The organism is Phnomibacter sp. (assembly GCF_036803085.1).
Lineage (GTDB): Bacteria > Bacteroidota > Bacteroidia > Chitinophagales > Chitinophagaceae > Phnomibacter.
In genome coordinates, this window is the sequence record NZ_DAIRUZ010000009.1 from 127,767 (window position 1) to 144,839 (window position 17,073).

A 17,073-nucleotide genomic window follows, 5' to 3' on the forward strand; every position below is an offset into this window, starting at 1 on the left:
CGTCCAATCCTTATTTACTTCAAAAATTTTTGCTCTAACAATTTATCGAGATCGTTGAGGCCAATGTTTTTAGCAATGATTCTTTTATCGGCATCCAGCAAAAAGAGGGTAGGTGTGCTACGCATATCATACAACTGCCTGAAGTTGGGTGTACCTGCTTTTTCTTCGGCAGCCCGCATGTCGGCAGGCTGGTGTACATGTATCCACTTGCTGTTGAGCTTTTCTATAAAGGGTTTCCAATCGTTCAGGCTCGATTCATTGACCATTACAGCATATACCTGCACATTTTTGGCTTTCCATTTTTGCTGAAAAAGGGTATCCATTTTCGGCATGTCTTCTTTGCACTTGCCGCAGTGCACATCCCAAAAGGCAACAATGGTGTAAGCTGCTTTCAGGTTGTACATACTTTGCATTTTTCCGGTGGGGTCGGGCAGGTTCATATCCCAGGCTTTGGTGCCTAGTTGGTTGGCCATGAGCATGTATGCCCTGTCGCGAATGATTTTCATTTGCTGAGCATTTAAAAAATCGGCCTTTGGTTTATCGCCACTCAGGTACTGCTCGTATACATGCAAAAACACTTTGTCTTGTCCCATTATTTTGGGGTACATGTAGTGGTCTACAAAGTAGCTGATGAGGTACCGGAACATTTCATCGTCGTTTCTGCCGAGGGCAATCATCCAGTTAAATTCGAAGATGACGCTGTCTGCTTCAGGCGACACCCAGTTTTCGAGATAGTCGGCCAGCTTGTTTTCAAACACAGGCGTTCTCACCAGTCGTCCGTCCATAAAGTCTACATCATCCCAATAGTGATCTTTTCCAAAGCGGTATTGGGCTATGGTATCTTGCCGGGTAAGCGGCTGTGCCAGCTTGGGTGGGTAGTTTACGTTTTTGAGTGTTTTAAACATGAGGGCCAGCAGCGATTGCGGGTGTTCATCCATCAGCTTTTGCCGGTATTGCATTATTTGCTGATTGAGCTGCTGCAGGGTATTGCCTGCCTGCTGCGCTGCTTGCGGCGATAAGCTGCCCATTGTTCGCTGCAAGCTGTCGGCCTGTTTGGCACGGGGAGCCAAAAAATTGGTGTAGCTGGCAAACAAATCGTTTTCTGAACTGCCGCTAAACTTAAGTGAGCCTTCAATATCGCTGGTATCGGCTTGTACAGAAAAGGTTTGGTCTTCGCCCATCATCATTTCAAACAAAATGCTTTTGTTGGGAGAGGCCAGCAGGTAAATGCCCTGAGGCAAAGGTTTGCTGGTTTTAATGACGCCTTTGCTGTCGGCATTTAAAAAAGCACTATCAGCCAGCGCCTTGATGCCGCCATAATAGTACGCCAGGTACACCCATTGGTTTTTGTAGGGCTTTACTTCGAAACTAATATGCGTAGCCGGTGCCGGACTTTGCGCCTGTACCAAAGCCACTGCAGCCATACCGGCCACGAATAACACAAATTTTTTCATACCTGTAAACGGATAATTAATACGTCGGGTAAAAATAGCCCGTTGGTTGTTAAAACCTTGGCAAGGTGTAATTAACCATGTGGTGATAACTCATCTTGCAATTCGGCATAGTGTTGGCAGTAACAATTTTGTATCTTCCTTGTATCTAATCAACAGGATTTGATAAAATGTATCTCCATGAGAATTACTGAAAATGTATTTTTAGCCCCATAAAATTATTGAGCGTGATAAACAACCAACTTATCCAGTTGCTTAATTCCATAGTACCCCTGTCTGAGGAGCTACTGGATTTTTTGAATACCAAACTGGAAACAAAGACTTACGAAGCCGGTGAACTGCTGCTGAAAGAAGGGCAGGTGAGCAGCTTTATTGGTTTTGTAGAAAAAGGTATTGTACGGTCTTACTACTACAAAGACGGCGAAAAAATCACCTCATGGTTTATGAAAGAAGGTGATGTAATTATTTCTGTTGCCAGCTTTTTTAGCCAAACGCCATCCAACGAAGTAATAGAAGCATTGGAACCTGTAATGGTGCATGCAATTACATACGATGATTTGCAATATGCCTACCAGTATTTTCCTGAATTTAATATTTGCGGCAGGGTTATTACAGAGAAGTATTATGTAATGAGTGAAGAGCGTTTGTTTATGCTTCGTAAACGCACTTCAAAAGAAAAATATCACTACCTGTTAGAGAAGCATCCCGACATTATGCAACGGGCCAGACTGGGCGATATTGCTACGTTTATCGGCGTTAATCTGGAAACACTGAGCCGCATTCGCTCAGAAAAAATTTGATAATTCGCAACAGGTTTTTTTGACTTTTCTCAACCACCGATTTTGATTTATAACAAGTATTTGTAACCAAGTTTTTACTTGCTTTGATTAAAATTTAAAGCATGCGAAAACTGGTATACATACTCTTGTTGGGGGCACTTACAGCCTGCCATAAAGAGCTGGTGAAATACCCGGTTAATTCGCTGGAATCAAAGGTGGTTCTTACGCTCAAAAAGCAAATCCCCGTTGCTGAGTTCGACCAACTTGATTTTAGTCAACTTGAAAAAATTGCCCATCCTTCGGCCGACATTGTAGCCTGCAAAATTCCTTTTTACAATGAGCAAGACTCACTGTACTCATTTGTGCTGGTAAATGTGAGCAACAACGTAGTGGGTTCGGTTTTTCGAAACGACATTGCTTACACTACCCTGCATGGCGGCAACTTTCCGGTAGCAGTGCGCAACCTCAACTATGCCACCGGCGTGTTGCAGGAGTACTCGCTGCGTGGCGGCCTCAACCCCTCGGCCCCCTCCCAATCTATCATTAACCGGTTGGGCATACCTGCTGTTACCACCAGCGGCGTATACAGCAAAACGGCCACCGGCGGCGCTGAGCGGCTTACCAGCATCGAATCGTACATTTTTTGCGGCCTGCTGGGCATGGCCACCTTTGATGCGGCACTTACCGATTGGAAAACACCCAAAACAAAACTTAAAGTGCAGTACTATAACCCCTATTGTAAAAATGAAGAGCTTCATGATGAAGGCAGTTCCAATTCATTTTTGGAGTGGGATGTACAATTAAAATAAAAACCCCAATTAAGCACTGTATTCATTGGCTGGATGACTACAGAAATATGTAAAAACACTAAACTCTTCGACCAAATGGCCTTTTGGCACCTGCCTGTTCCCCCTGTTGATTTCCCCTCCAACAGCTGGCAGTAACCGCCCGAAATTCCGTATCTGGTCTCTGTTGAACCCCGAAAAAGCTGACAATTTCCAAAATTGATCAGCCTGGAGGCGTATTATCCACACGATTTTGACATTTGTCAAATTTTTGAATGTATATCATGGCGTTGCTTTGAATAAAATAACTCGCCATGCAGAGAGTGGTAGTAATATTACTGTTCTTGCAGGCCGCAGCGTGGTTTACGGGGAAAAAGCCAACACTTGTAACAAAGGGAGCAGAGGGGAAGAGGGGAACGTGGCAGCAAGCAACAAAATTGGAGTACCTCCAGCACAATATTGTGGGGGTACATTTTTATGTTCCTACACCTGCTGTTGGTACCACCACATCTGCTGCATCCGTTTCTGCTGTTTCTACTCCACTTACCACTTCCGCTTCACCTCGTTTACGCCAGCCATCGCCTCGTAGCATTCGGGAAAAGAAACCGGCAGTATTGCTTACCGCCAGTAGTGTAGCAAATACCGCCGGACAGCTGCAAGAAGTAGCCAGCATTGCCAGTCAATTGGTAAATCAGTTTTCCGGTATGGCCGGGGCAAATGCTGAAATGGTTGCAATAGCCGATAGCGCTGCTACCATAAATGATCAATCGGGCCTTGAAGAAATAGAAGAAGAGGACGACGAGGCAGAAACGAATAAAGCTGGCATCAATATAGAAGACTACCTGAAATGCTTTGATAACCTGCCCGATGCCGGCGCCCAGTTTACCATTAAAGTAATGGTAGATATTCCGGTGGATGCCAACCCCAACTCATTAATCAACCTGGCACAAACGGGTTTGAGTGTAGGCCATGTGTTTGTGACCATTTCTAAAACGGTTGGCACTCAAACCATCAGCCAAACACTGGGCTTCTATCCGGCCAGCGATTATAAGTCGGTGTCGCTGTCGCCGGTTACCAGCAAGCTGGCCGACGATGGTTCTTCTGCCACCGGACATGAGTACAATGCCTCCATTACCCTGGATGGTTGGAACGCTGCTGAGTTCAAAGCCTTCCTGAATCAAATTCGGTTCAATGCCCGGATGCGGTATGAAATTGATGCCTTTAACTGCGCCAATTTTATTGGTTCAAGCCTCAATGCAGTACGGCCTAATTCGCTTGCTTCAGTATCTACTACGGGCATCAATCCACTCAATCCTACAGAGCTCATCAACATCCCTTGGTCGCCCAACGGAGTGTACAAATCACTGGTTGATTTGAAAGCCACCAACCCACGGTTAGCGCCAAAGATTGAAGTAAACGTGATTAAATATTGCAAGCCCAGCAAGGGCCCTTGTTCTTAATGTACTTACCGAAAAGCATCGTTAAGAACACTGTATAAAACAGTGTTTTTTTATGCCCCTACTTCTGTAAAAAGAGGCTTTGCAATCGTTATTGCAAAGCCTCTTTTTATGTAAATAATGAAGTGTGGATTACTTCTTTTTTTCCAGCACCAGCACCACTTTATTAAAGTCTGCAGCGGCATTTATCACTTTCTGAAATGCATCAAACTGCTCCATGCTGTACGCTGTTTCTTTGTAATATTCATGTATGTCTATCAGCAGTTTTTGTCCTTCTATTTTGTAGGTAGAAATGAAACCCATGGTACCTTCTTCATTTGCTTTTTCAGTAATGAAAAATTTCAGGTCATCCGGATTTTTGATGCTGTAGCCATCTGGTATGGTGAGTTCAATTTTGCGGTCTAGGGCATGAGGGTACTCTACTGAAACCGGCAACTGGCGTGGCTTTTCCTGATACATCTGCACTTGTGGCCCTATCACATCACCTATTTTCAGTAGCAATTTATTACCGGCTATTTCAAACAGTTCTGCACTACTGATATCGCCTTCAATAGTAAGTGGCTTATTGCTGTATCCATCGGCAAATGCGTCGTTGGCTACTTTAATATTACGGATGTTTTTGCTGTTCGACACACTCTGCATCAGCTCTTGAGTGAAGTCTTGAATTTTATCTTTTGGCAAAAAATGAAAAGCAGGCCGATACATGCTGGCACCATAGCCTGTAAAAATTTGTTTGCTATGCATCAGTACCGAATCGAGGTTGCTGTTAAAGCGTAGTTTAACCTCCATGTTGTGGCTGCTTTGCTCGTACGGAAGAATAGCAATGTTTTTAAAAGATGCATATGCTGTATTGAAATTGCCAATGCTGGTATTTTGCAAAAACAATCCTTTGGTGGCAGCCCAGTTGGGCTGTATGTAAGGGTAGCGAAACGAAATATTTGTTGGCTCCAGATACTTGCCCGTGCCAGGAAAATAAAACACCGGGTCTTCAATCAACCGGTAGTTTTCCAGTTTTTCATCCAGCGGTATGTCATCTCTTTTGCTGGGAAAAACAATTTGATACTTGATATCCATTTGCTGCAAGCACAGGGCAAACAGTTTGGTAAAGCCTTCGTTGCTGGCTACTTTGGTTTTTACTATTTTTTCTATCAGCTCAGCATCATCACCAATACCTTGTTCGTTGATGCTGATGTTGTTTTTCAGATAATCTTCGAGGGCAATGATTTTTGCTTCTTCTGTTTCGCCATTTATCTTACTCGATTTGAGAAAAGCAGCAATGGCCTTCACTTCTTTTTCTTCGGGCTTACTGTAGCGGTCGAAAATGTTTTTTGCCAACTGATTCCAGGTAAACAAACGAACGTCTTTGTCTTTGCTCAGATTGTACGACAGTTTGTACTGCACATTTTTTAAGTGTTGTGCTGTTTGCGCATACTTTTCATTTTCTACTACTGCTATGTTGCTGCAACTGCCATAGCTAATGCGCTGCTCACCAATTACTGTATCGGCGGCCATTTCAAAACCATTGTACCCTTTGCAGGTAAAAACGAGATAAGCCGGAATAGTAAGTGTAAAACGGGCTTCTGCACAGGGTACCGGCGATTGAAATACTTCCAGTCCGAAAAATGAAGCATTGCGTTTGATGCGGGCAATGTATTCCACCTCGCTGCCTTTCTCTACGCCTTCCAGTGCAAACTTTTTGTAGAGCCTGCCATCTTCTTCTTCGTCTAATACTTTATCGGCAGGCAGGTTGATGACTTTGCCAGCAGGCGTAATTACACGGGCTTGTATTTCTTGTACTTCGGCATCGTAAGCCACCGGCACATACACTTTGTTGAACATTTCTACACCCTGCTCCTTGTTTACCCTGATGATTTTATGCAGCGTGGTATACAACAGCAAGCCTTCTTTTTCGTCGGATAAAAATGTGTGTAGCCGCTGATCCATAATGATCACAGCATTTTCGTTGGCATACTGTGCGGGTAGCTCATGCAGTGCTGGAGTGGCTTTCCATTGGTAGGGTTGGCTTTGTGCCACTGCCTGCTGAGTGGCGAATAGTAAAACAGTACAAGTAAATAATGCAAGGATTGCAGATCGTATCATGATGAACGTGTTTAATTTTTTTCGAGAACAATTTGTTCTTTGTAATGTGCTTGTATGCGGGGCATTTGGGTATTCCACTCGGCAAACTGTGCTGGTTCCAGCAGCAGCACTTTTGTGGTAAGTTCTTGTGTGGCAATAATGCTGTTTTGCTGTTTGGTATACCGCACTTTCAGTTTGTAGAATTTCGTTTCCGCTTCAAAGTTTTCAGGATGATAACTTACCTTATACCCCTCCGGAATGCTAAGTATGTGGTGCGAAATAACATGGCCCTGATATTCAAACTGCTTGGGCACTTTACGCTTGGCAGTATCAATCAGTTGGTTTTCAAAAAGCTTTTCCAAATGGAGGTTAATGTAATACTCATTGCCTACTTTTTTACCATAGCCCGGCACTTCAAAATCGGCCACAATACTGGCTTCAAGTGTAGGTGCATCTTGCTTGCTTACCTTGTATTCGCCCAGCATAAACTTATTGCTGGCTTTGCCCATGCGGGTTTTTACATACTCCTTCAGGCGTTTTTCATCGCGGTATAGCAGGGCGTTGTGTACGTCTTCGGCATAGTAGCCTTTGTACAATACTTTTTCTTTACCGGCAATACCATCGGGTGTAAAATGAAAAAACGTGCTGTCTTCTACCATAGATACAACGGGCTCTGCTACGGGCACTGTTAATATTTCATATTTAGTATCGCTGATGCCCACCAGCGCCTGTTTGTTTTGTATAGAACTGGGTGGCAGGTAAATGGTGCTGCTGGGCGATGTGCCATCAATAAAATACCAACGACCATCTATACGGGCAACTGAAATCATGTGGTTATCTACAATGGGTAGCGGCACATCATGATAGGTGTAAGGAATATCTCTGGTGCCTATCCATGTGTAATAAGCTTCTATACCCGCCATACGCAGCATTTGCGTAATAATGCTGCTCATGTCTTTACAATCGCCATAGCGTTTGCTGCATACTTCAGCAGCCTGCCGTGGCCGAAAGCCTTCAAGCCCGTTTTCAAAAGCTACATACCGAATGTGGTTTTGAACCCACTTATAAATGGCTTCTGCTTTTTGCAGAGAAGAGCTCAATGGTTTTACCAGCGAATCGGTAATGGCTTTGAGTGCAGGGTCTTCTGTTTGGTTGAGGGTTTTGGTAAACGATGCATTCCAGCGGTATAAATCATCAACCGATTGTACAAAGGTTTGCTGGCCGGCGCTGTTGTTGTATTTGCTGATGTAAACAATTACATGCGGTTCGTAATAGCGGTCGTCAGGAGCATCGCCATAACTGTCTTCGTTTTTTACATGCTGCATACTCCATGTATAGTAAGTAGTGCCCCGCTTTTTTTCCGTGCTTAATTTCAGCAGGCCTTTGGGGTCATTTTTTACGATGTATTTTATCTCGATGTTTTCCGGCACAATGGCAGTAAACGTTACGTTCCAGCCAGGAATGCCGGCACCATAACTAAAAGGCGTAATGAGATGCGCTTCTTTTAACAGCTGTGTGTATTCGATATGTGCAATGGCTCCTTGTGTAAGTGCCGGATAATCGAAGCTGGTTTCTTTTACATCATCATAAAAAACGGAACGGCTGGTGCTGCTTTGTGTTTTCGTTTGCCCAATGGGTATTCTCTTTTTCGATCCCGGCAGCAAGGTGTACGCCTCCATACCGGTGAGCTCATTAAAGCCACTGTGGTACACTGCGCTTCGTGCAAACAGACCGGCATTTTTTTCGCTCAGAATCATCAGGTCGTTTACCTGCTTGCGTTCGGCAGCGGGGGTGTCGTTTTGCAAAAACAGCCGTAGCTCGGTTTTGTAATTAAGAAATACAGCGGCTTCGTTGGGATAACGGGCCTGCACCTCTTGCAGGGATTGCGCCTGGCTCACACCGGCCATGCTGCACAGCGCTGTGGCCAGTATCCATTGTTTCAATTGCATCATACGTTTATTGTACTGATAAAAGCAGGCCATGAAAATACACCCGTGTTTCGGTTACTAAACCTGCTTCCGAGTAATATTTCCAGGTGCCGTGGGGGTCATCGTTTACAAATGTTTTTTCTGATTTCAACTTGCCTGATGGAAAGTACTCTTTGAGCGGACCTTCATTCCGGCCATGGTAAAAAGATTCTTCTTTCTGCAGTTTTCCATTGGCGAAGTAGGTTTTTCTTACACCATGTACATAACCAATGTGTCGCTGTTCAACGGAATATACGGCACCTGTATTGTGGTACAGCGTTCTTTCGCCATGCTCGTCTTCATTTTCAAAATGCAGCACCGCACTTTTTACGCCGTTTTTGTAGTAGCCAATGGCTGAATCTTTTTCAGGATTGATGTTGATAGCGGGTACCAGTTTGCCATCTTTACCGGTGTAGCTATAGCTTACTACATAGCCATTTTCGTAGTGAATTTGTATCATCAGTTCGCCGGCTGCATTGTACAGGTTGGTGTTGCCGTGCAGGGCACCTTCTTTGTATACCGATGATTTATCGATGCTGCCATCGGGGTGGTAAAAAATATTTTCGCCATGCAGTTCGCCATGTTTGTTGAGCTCGGTTTCTCTTAGCTTGCCATCTTCAAAATAGTACTGCCACTTGCCGTGTTTTTCGTTGTTTACCATCAGTCCGCGGCTTTCAATTTTTCCATTGAAATACCGGGTAATGGCCGAGTCGTATGATTTGCCATAGCGGTACTGCATGCTAAGCCGGGGCTTGCCATTGTAGTAAAATGATTCGTATTTGCCGTGCAATTGATACGCTTCGTAGGCAGCACGAACCATTACACTGCCATTGAAGTGCCTGGTTTCGTAAGCGCCTTTACCAGCCGGAAAATTGGCGGTGCTCAACAGCTTGCCGCTGCTATCGTATTGCTCCCAGCCCATCAGCCAGCTGTGGTCGTAGCGATACACAAACGAAGGCTTATTGTTTGGGTAATACGAAGTGCTGAAACCATTCAGATCATTGTCTAAATAATACTCGTCTACATCGTAGCTGCCGTTGATGTTGTAAAAGCGAAACAATTGTTGTTTTTCATCGGCCACCATCCAGCCTTCGGAAGACAGTTTGCCGCTGGTGAAATAGCTTTTGTAATAGCCATCCTGTTTGCCTTTTTTGTATGTAAGTTCCTTCCAGGGCTGGCCGGTAAACAAGCGTTCTGTACTCAGCCCGTCGAGTTCGCCTTCGCTGTAGGTGGATTGCTCCCGCACTTTTCCGTTGGGAAAAAAAGTAGTGTAACTACCATTGCGATAGCCTTCTTTGTTATAATACCCTTCTGCGTATTTGTAGCCTTTGGCCGAATAAGATACAATCAGGTTTTTATCGCCCTTTGTATTGGTGCTGCTGATCACAGCTCCGGCTTTGTTATAGTAAGTTATTTCACGAAGCCTGCCGTTGTCAAACAAGCTCATGCTGTACAGCTTGCCGTCGCTGGCATAATCGTAGAGTAGTCCGTCTAGTTTTTTCTTACTGTAATTGCCTTTGCGGCTTATGTTGCCGTTGTCGAAGTATTCGCTGAAAGGCCCTGTTACTTCATTATCGCTGTAAGTGGTGCTGTCTTTGGGCTTACCGTTTTCGTGTAGCGAAGTCCAGAGCCCTGTCCGTTTTCCGGCTACATAAGTGCCGGTTTCAAATGGTTGTCCGTCTAAGTAAAAAGACTGGTATTTGCCATCTTCTACACCATCGGTATAGCTCAGATGTTCCCGCACTTTTCCACCCGGATGATACAAGGTGGTTAGGCCCTGCTTTTTGCCTTCTTTGTAATTGGCCTTGGCAAAAAGAATGCCCTGATAGGTGTATTCAATTTCTTCACCGTCTTTTACATCGTTCTTGTATTGCTGCTCACTGCGTGTAAGGCCGTTGTAAAAATAGGTAATGGCTTTGCCTTCGGTTTTGCCCATATGCAGTGTGTATTCAAACCATGGGTTGCCGTTTTCGTGCCATCCTTTAGAAAGGCCATTCAGTAAGTTGTCTTTGTATTGCGATACTTCTTTGAGCTGTCCATTTTCGTGATAGGTTACCCACTCGCCTTGGCGGTTTTGTTGTTCATCAAACTGGCCTTTCTCTTTCAGTTGTCCGTTTTCATAATACAACTGCCAGCTGCCATGGTACTGGCTCAAATCTTGGTTATTGCATGGGCCTTTTCCATTTATGTAGCCATCTTCATACAAGTAGCATTGGGTGCATTGTGCCCGCTTGCTGTACATCATTTCTTGTGTGGTGCGAATGAGGCGTAGGTAATCGTTGGCAAAAGCAAAATAGGGTTCCGTTACTTTTTTGTTGCGTTTGTTCCAGTTTTGAATGTCGGCAATATCGAGCCCGCCAAACATGGTGTACACATGTGGTTCAAAGAAGTTTTTTTCCATCAACTGCTTCAAAAAAGGGACGTATACCTGCTGCGCAAAATCATCGTTGCCGGCATCGTATTGCAGCTGTTCATTTACCACCTGCACCTGCCGCACTATGTTGTCTTCTAAACTTGTTTTGAGCTTATAACTCTTGTCCAGTGCGGCTTTCGAGAGTAGCACCGCTTGTATAGGGGCAAAACTACCCAGCTGGCTATCGTCGGCTTTAGCAGCATATTCCATTACATCGTCTGATGCCTTGGCTATTTTACTCAGCCATTGTATGCTGCTGTTGAGGTAGCGGCCTTCGGGGGCAATGATGAGGTAGGATTGCAGGGCCAGTACACTGGCTACAACATTGCCATTGCGCAGGTAGTGCATGGCCATGAGGTAGTGGCCCGATGCATAAAACGGATTGATGAGCAGGCACTTTTTTAAATCGGCAAATGCACTGTCGTATTGCTTCGTTTGATTGTAAGTAACAGCACGGTTGTAATAGGCGGTGTAGTCAAACACATTGAGCTGAATACATTGTGTATACATTTGAATGGCTTCAGTTTTCTTATCCATATCATCGAGCACACTGGCTTGCAGCAACATAAACCTGCCCTTCATTTCAGGAAAAAGCCGGATGCCTTCTGCTGCAGTTTGCAACGATTTATCGTACTGGCTATCGGCATAGTAAGCGTAGCTCAACTCATACAATGCGTTGTTGTAATTGGTATCGCTTTTAGGAATGCTATTATACAGGCCAATGGCGCCTTTGTAGTTTTTTTCTTCAAACTGCTTGCTGGCATCTTGCATAATATCACCGCTGTTGAAGAGTGCAACGGGGCCGGGCGCTTGTTGTGCAATGGCAAAAAAGGGAATGAAGAAGCAACTGAACACGAGAAAGCACAGCGACCGCCATGCGCAGGAAATTATATGCATAGTTTGACTATAACGGGTACGTAAATGGTCTTGCTAAAGTAGCTGTTATCCCTTCAAAGTACCCGAATAAACAAACCCTGTGCGGCATCTTTTCATAAACCGTGACCAACCACGTATCAATAGTGCCAAAATGTATAAAATATGTGCAGGCAATACAAGCAAAAAGCCACCCCTTGCAGCGTGGCTTTTTGTATAGAAAAAAAGAAAATGGTTTACAAACCATATTCGCTGACCAGCCAGCAAATGGCAACCATGCTGAACGCACCCAACTCCAGCTCCCGTTTATGTACTGCTTCAAACACATCGTTGGCAGCATGGTGATGATCGAAGTAGCGCTGTGTGCCCGGGTTTACACCACTCAGCACTGTGCCCAATGGTTTCAGCGGACCAATATCTGCACCGCCACCACCTTCACTCAGTTCATAAATACCAAAGGGTTTGAATAATTTTTCCCAGCTTTTAATTTTTGCATACTGATGCGGCTGGCCGCTGATACCAAGGGTTTGCACACCAAAACCACCGGCATCGCTTTCTACTGCAAAAATGTGATTTTCATTCAGCTTTTTGGCAAACTCAGCATAAGCATTGCCACCCCGCAGGCCATTTTCTTCGTTCATAAACATTACAGCACGAATGGTGCGTTTGGGTTTGAGCCCCAACGCTTTTATAGCACGTATCACTTCAATGCTTTGTACACAACCTGCCCCATCATCGTGAGCACCTTCGCCCAGGTCCCAGCTATCGAGGTGGCCACCTGCGGTAATAATTTCTTCGGGTTTTTCGCTGCCGCGAATTTCGCCTACTACGTTGTAGCTCAGCACATCGGGGCCTTGCTTACAATTCGATTTTAAAAACAGTTGCACCGGCATGCGCAATTTCAGTTGCTTGCTCAGCCACTCGGCATCCATGGTGCTGCAGGCAAAGGCCGGAATTTTTTTTACGGCATCATCGTAGCGGGTGGTGCCGGTATGCGGGTAATTGTCCAGCGAGTGGGTTACACTGCGAATCATCACGGCTACGGCGCCTTTTTTGGCGGCCGCCACGGGGCCATTGCTGCGGTAGCGAACGGCATCGCCATAGCCACCTTGTATCAGCTCGGGGCGCATGGGGTAGTTAAAGAAAACAATCTTGCCTTTTACGGTAGCATCGGGCAGCTTTTCGAGTTCTTCAAAATTGCGCACCTCAATTACACCGGCTTTGATGCCGGCGGTTGGTGTGCCAATGCTCATGCCCAGTGCACACACATTAAGCGCTTTTTGTTTACCGCCATACGTAACCACGCCTTGCTCTTTGGCGCCCCGCTCCCAATGCGGCACCATGCAGGGCTGCAGGTACACCGTATCTGCACCGGCTTCTTTGAGCATACGGGCAGTGGCTTCTACCGACTTTTGCGCCTGTGGCGAGCCGCTCAGGCGTGGACCAACCTGCTTGCACAAGTAGCGGAGATTTTCATAGGCTGTGCTGTGCAGCATAATTTCGTCAGACAATTGTTTGAGCTTGGCAGCGTCGTCTTGTGCAACTGCTGCGGCAGCCATGCCCAGGCATAACCCAAGCGAATAAATTTTTCTGTTCATGGTAGCTAACCTTTAATAGAATTGGCTGTTTGATAAAAGAGGCTGTTAATGTACCGGTTTTTGTGATGAGTGACATCAGTATTCAGCCGCTTCTACCTAATTTTCGCACCGCTAATTGCACATTATTTAAAACCGGGATATATATGAAATGGAAAAAAGGAGTTATGGCTACTGCCCTGCTCGCCACAACAGCTCTGGCCATTGGCCAGGCGCCTAATATTGCTTTTGAAAAATACACCCTACCCAATGGCCTGAAAGTGATTTTGCATCAGGATAAATCGGTACCCGTTGTGGTGGTATCGGTATTGTACCATGTGGGTTCTAAAAATGAAGACACAGCCCGTACCGGCTTTGCGCATTTCTTCGAGCACCTGTTGTTTGAAGGCAGCAAAAACCTGAAGCGTGGCGACTTTGATAAGTACATTACCAATGCCGGTGGCGATAACAATGCCAACACCAGCCAGGACAGAACCTTTTATTACGACCTGCTGCCAAGCAACCAACTCGACCTTGGCCTGTGGCTCGAAAGTGAACGCCTCATGCATGCAGAAATCACCGATAAGGGTGTAGAAACACAGCGCCAGGTAGTGAAAGAAGAAAAACGCCAGCGTATTGATAACCAGCCATACGGCACCATGGTAGAAAACCTGTTTAAGCGAGCCTTTACCAAACACCCCTACCGCTGGCAACCTATTGGTAGTATGGACCATTTGGAAGCGGCCAAGCTCAATGAGTTTGTATCTTTTTACAAACGTTTTTATGTACCCAACAATGCCGTGCTGAGCATTGCCGGCGACTTTGACGTAGCCAGCACCAAAAAGAAAATCGAACAATACTTTGGCCCCATACCCCGTGGCGCCGAAGTGCCCCGCCCTAAAGTACAAGAGCCACCATTGGCCAAAGAAGTGCGGGATGTGATTCAGGACAATATTCAACTGCCTGCTGTTATTCAGGGTTACCGTGCTCCCAAGCAGGGCTCCGATGAATATTACGCTTTTAATGTACTGAGCACTTTGCTGAGTGGTGGCGAAAGCAGCCGCATGAACAAAGTATTGGTAGATGAAAAAGAAGAAGCCGTAGCGGCAGGCGCCTTCCCTTTCTTTCTGGAAGATGCCGGCCTCTTCATCAACTTCGCCATTACCAATATGGGTGTGAAGCCCGAGGTGGTAGAGCAATCCATCGACTCACTGGTGGCAGAAGTACAAACCAATTTGGTAGACGAACGGGAGTTTGAAAAAGTACGCAATCAGATAGAGAGCAATTTCATCCGGCAGAATTCATCGGTAGCTGGTATTGCTGAAAGCCTGGCCAACTACGAAGTATATTTTGGCGATGCCAACCTCATCAATACAGAAATAGAACGCTACCGCAAAGTAACACGGGAAGACCTGCGCAATGTGGCCAAAAAGTATTTGGTAAAAGACAACCGTGTGGTATTGTACTATGTACCAAAATCGCAGCAGGGTAGCACCAATCCAAAGCCGTAATCTATTTGTGTTGACTTTGTTTTCTTTCTATACTTTAATTGAACTTCAATCATGAAATATACTTTTCTATCGTGCATTGCTTTATGTAGCACCATGCTCCTGCAAGCACAAACCATCGACCGTACCAAAGCACCCAAGCCCGGTCCTGCACCGGTTATTAATATTGGCGATCCGGCCAGCTTTACGTTGCCCAATGGCCTTAAAGTTTTTGTAGTAACCAATACCAAGCTGCCACAGGTTTCTGCCACCCTCACCATCGACCGCGACCCGCTGGTAGAAGGTGATAAAGCAGGGATGCTCAGTATGGCCGGTTCGCTGATGCGCCGCGGTACCAGCAAAATGGACAAAGCCACCCTCGATGAAAGTGTTGACTTTTTGGGCGGCGAACTGGGTGCCAGTGCCACTTCTGTATCTGCTTCATCACTCAAAGGCAATTTTCCCAAACTATTGCAGCTAATGGCCGATGTGGCATTACGTCCGGCATTTAGCAATACTGAGCTCGAAAAAATTCGCACCCAAACACTGAGTGGTTTGGCTCAAGCCAAAGACGACCCAAACAGCATTGCCGGCAACGTAAGTGGCATGCTGGTGTATGGCAAGAGCCATCCTTACGGCGAGTTTGAAACAGAACAAACCGTAAAAAATGTAACCGTTGCCGACATTAAAAACTACCACAGCACTTATTGGAAGCCCAATATTGCGTACCTCATTTTTGTAGGTGATATTACTACCAACGAAGCCATGAAGCTGGCCACCGAACACTTTGGCAGCTGGACCCGTGGCGACGTACCAAAAAAACAATATGCCGAAGTAAAGCAGCCTGCTAAAACCTTGATTGCTGTGGTAGACCGGCCAAGTTCGGTGCAAAGCGTCATCAGCATCAGCTCACCGGTAAACCTGCAACCCGGTACTCCTGATGCCATTCCGACTAGCGTAATGGGCAATGTATTGGGTGGTGGTTTCAGCAGCCGCCTCAACCAAAACTTGCGGGAGAAATATGCCTTCACTTACGGTGCCGGTGGTGGTGTAAGCACCGACCGACTGGTGGGTAGTTTCCGTGCTAGTGCTTCGGTACGCAACGAAAAAACGGACAGCGCCGTTGGTCAGTTTTTGTATGAGTTCAACCGCATACGCAACGAAGCAGCCAGCGATAGTGAAGTGACCGCCTTGAAAAACTACATGAGCGGTGGCTTTGCCCGCAGCCTCGAAAATGCTGGCACAGTAGCCAGCTTTGCCTTGAACGTAGCCCGCTATAATTTGCCCAAAGATTACTACCGTACTTACCTCACCAAGCTCAACGCCGTTACACCGGCCAATGTGCAGGCTATGGCCAATAAGTATGTGCCTGTAAACAATTTGGTGATTACCATAGTAGGTAACGCAAAAGAGATTGCTGCAGGCCTGAGCAAGTATGGCGAAGTGAAATTCTTCGACATCAATGGCAACGAAGTAGCACCACCTACTGAAAAGAAAGTGGACGCAAACGTAACTGCTACCAGTGTTTTACAAAAAGCCATTGAAGCTTACGGCGGCGAAACAGCCATTGCTGCTATTAAAGATGCCACACTCATAGGTAGTGTATCAATTATGGGACAAGCTATGCAGTACGAACAAAAGCATGTAATGCCCGGTGGTTACAGTGCAGCTGTAAAAATGGGCCCCATGGAACTGATGAAGCAAAGCAAAAACGGCACAGAATATACGGTGGCTATGCAGGGCGCCAAACAAGATGTAGGTGCCGATGGAAAAGCACAACTGGATGCTAAAGCCGCGATGTACGAAGAACGTTACTACCTGAGCAACACCGCGGTAAAACTGAACCTCAAAGGCATTGAAAGCGTTGATGGTAAAGATGCTTACGATATTGAAATAGTAACACCTGAAGGTGCCAGTTTCCATGCGTTTTACGATGTACAAACAGGATTGAAATTGAAGGATGTTCGCCAGCAGGATGGCGGCCCCATGGGTAAGCTTAATGTAATTACATTTTACAAAGAGTACAAGGAGTACAACGGCGTGAAAATTCCGGTACAAATTGTGATTGACCTGGGAGTAATGAAACAAGACATCAGCATTACAGAAGTGAAAATTAATGCAGGACTTTCCGCATCGGAATTATAAATAACACCAATCATGTAAAAAGAGGCTTCGGCCTCTTTTTCTTTGCGTCATAAAATCGGTTAA

The 17,073-nt window shown here is 45.6% G+C and carries 10 protein-coding genes; 5 read left to right on the top strand and 5 right to left on the bottom strand.

The window, feature by feature from the left end:
• Nucleotides 1-14 precede the first annotated feature (14 nt).
• A complete protein-coding gene (locus tag V7Q13_RS15990) occupies nt 15-1,454 on the bottom strand; it encodes a redoxin domain-containing protein (RefSeq protein ID WP_333801675.1) in 1,440 nt (479 codons plus the stop codon).
• A gap of 293 nt (nt 1,455-1,747) precedes the next feature.
• Here V7Q13_RS15990 and V7Q13_RS15995 point away from each other — a divergent pair, with 293 nt between their 5' ends.
• From V7Q13_RS15995 to V7Q13_RS16005, 3 genes are all read left to right on the top strand, one after another.
• Nucleotides 1,748-2,251 (top strand): Crp/Fnr family transcriptional regulator, encoded by a 504-nt coding sequence (locus V7Q13_RS15995; RefSeq protein ID WP_333801676.1) that lies wholly within the window; start codon nt 1,748-1,750, stop codon nt 2,249-2,251.
• Nucleotides 2,252-2,352: 101 nt separating this feature from the next.
• Entirely contained in the window at nt 2,353-3,039 is a 687-nt protein-coding gene (locus V7Q13_RS16000) for a hypothetical protein (RefSeq protein WP_333801677.1), read from the top strand.
• A 413-nt stretch (nt 3,040-3,452) separates the two neighbouring features.
• The gene (locus V7Q13_RS16005) at nt 3,453-4,475 is read left to right on the top strand and encodes a hypothetical protein (RefSeq protein ID WP_333801678.1); all 1,023 of its coding nucleotides are present in this window, start codon (nt 3,453-3,455) and stop codon (nt 4,473-4,475) included.
• 129 nt (nt 4,476-4,604) lie between these two features.
• Here V7Q13_RS16005 and V7Q13_RS16010 read toward each other — a convergent pair whose 3' ends face one another.
• From V7Q13_RS16010 to V7Q13_RS16025, 4 genes are all read right to left on the bottom strand, one after another.
• Nucleotides 4,605-6,572 carry a DUF3857 domain-containing protein gene (locus V7Q13_RS16010; protein ID WP_333801679.1) on the bottom strand — a complete coding sequence of 656 codons (1,968 nt, stop codon included), beginning with the start codon at nt 6,570-6,572 and terminating at the stop codon, nt 4,605-4,607.
• A gap of 11 nt (nt 6,573-6,583) precedes the next feature.
• On the bottom strand, nt 6,584-8,503 hold the full coding sequence (locus V7Q13_RS16015) for a transglutaminase-like domain-containing protein (protein WP_333801680.1): 1,920 nt from the start codon (nt 8,501-8,503) through the stop codon (nt 6,584-6,586).
• Nucleotides 8,504-8,507: 4 nt separating this feature from the next.
• Nucleotides 8,508-11,828 carry a hypothetical protein gene (locus V7Q13_RS16020; protein ID WP_333801681.1) on the bottom strand — a complete coding sequence of 1,107 codons (3,321 nt, stop codon included), beginning with the start codon at nt 11,826-11,828 and terminating at the stop codon, nt 8,508-8,510.
• 212 nt (nt 11,829-12,040) lie between these two features.
• Nucleotides 12,041-13,402 carry a M20/M25/M40 family metallo-hydrolase gene (locus V7Q13_RS16025; RefSeq protein WP_333801682.1) on the bottom strand — a complete coding sequence of 454 codons (1,362 nt, stop codon included), beginning with the start codon at nt 13,400-13,402 and terminating at the stop codon, nt 12,041-12,043.
• A gap of 143 nt (nt 13,403-13,545) precedes the next feature.
• Here V7Q13_RS16025 and V7Q13_RS16030 point away from each other — a divergent pair, with 143 nt between their 5' ends.
• Entirely contained in the window at nt 13,546-14,889 is a 1,344-nt protein-coding gene (locus V7Q13_RS16030; RefSeq protein ID WP_333801683.1) for a M16 family metallopeptidase, read from the top strand.
• Nucleotides 14,890-14,940: 51 nt separating this feature from the next.
• Nucleotides 14,941-17,010, top strand: a complete 2,070-nt coding sequence (locus V7Q13_RS16035) for a M16 family metallopeptidase (protein ID WP_333801684.1) — start codon at nt 14,941-14,943, stop codon at nt 17,008-17,010.
• Nucleotides 17,011-17,073 lie beyond the last annotated feature (63 nt).

Coding starts and splice junctions, on each gene's coding strand:
- V7Q13_RS16035 (WP_333801684.1), top strand. CDS start 14,941: ATGAAATATACTTTTCTATCGTGCATTGCTTTATGTAGCACCATGCTC.
- V7Q13_RS16010 (WP_333801679.1), bottom strand. CDS start 6,572: ATGATACGATCTGCAATCCTTGCATTATTTACTTGTACTGTTTTACTA.
- V7Q13_RS16000 (WP_333801677.1), top strand. CDS start 2,353: ATGCGAAAACTGGTATACATACTCTTGTTGGGGGCACTTACAGCCTGC.
- V7Q13_RS16025 (WP_333801682.1), bottom strand. CDS start 13,402: ATGAACAGAAAAATTTATTCGCTTGGGTTATGCCTGGGCATGGCTGCC.
- V7Q13_RS16030 (WP_333801683.1), top strand. CDS start 13,546: ATGAAATGGAAAAAAGGAGTTATGGCTACTGCCCTGCTCGCCACAACA.
- V7Q13_RS15990 (WP_333801675.1), bottom strand. CDS start 1,454: ATGAAAAAATTTGTGTTATTCGTGGCCGGTATGGCTGCAGTGGCTTTG.
- V7Q13_RS16015 (WP_333801680.1), bottom strand. CDS start 8,503: ATGATGCAATTGAAACAATGGATACTGGCCACAGCGCTGTGCAGCATG.
- V7Q13_RS16020 (WP_333801681.1), bottom strand. CDS start 11,828: ATGCATATAATTTCCTGCGCATGGCGGTCGCTGTGCTTTCTCGTGTTC.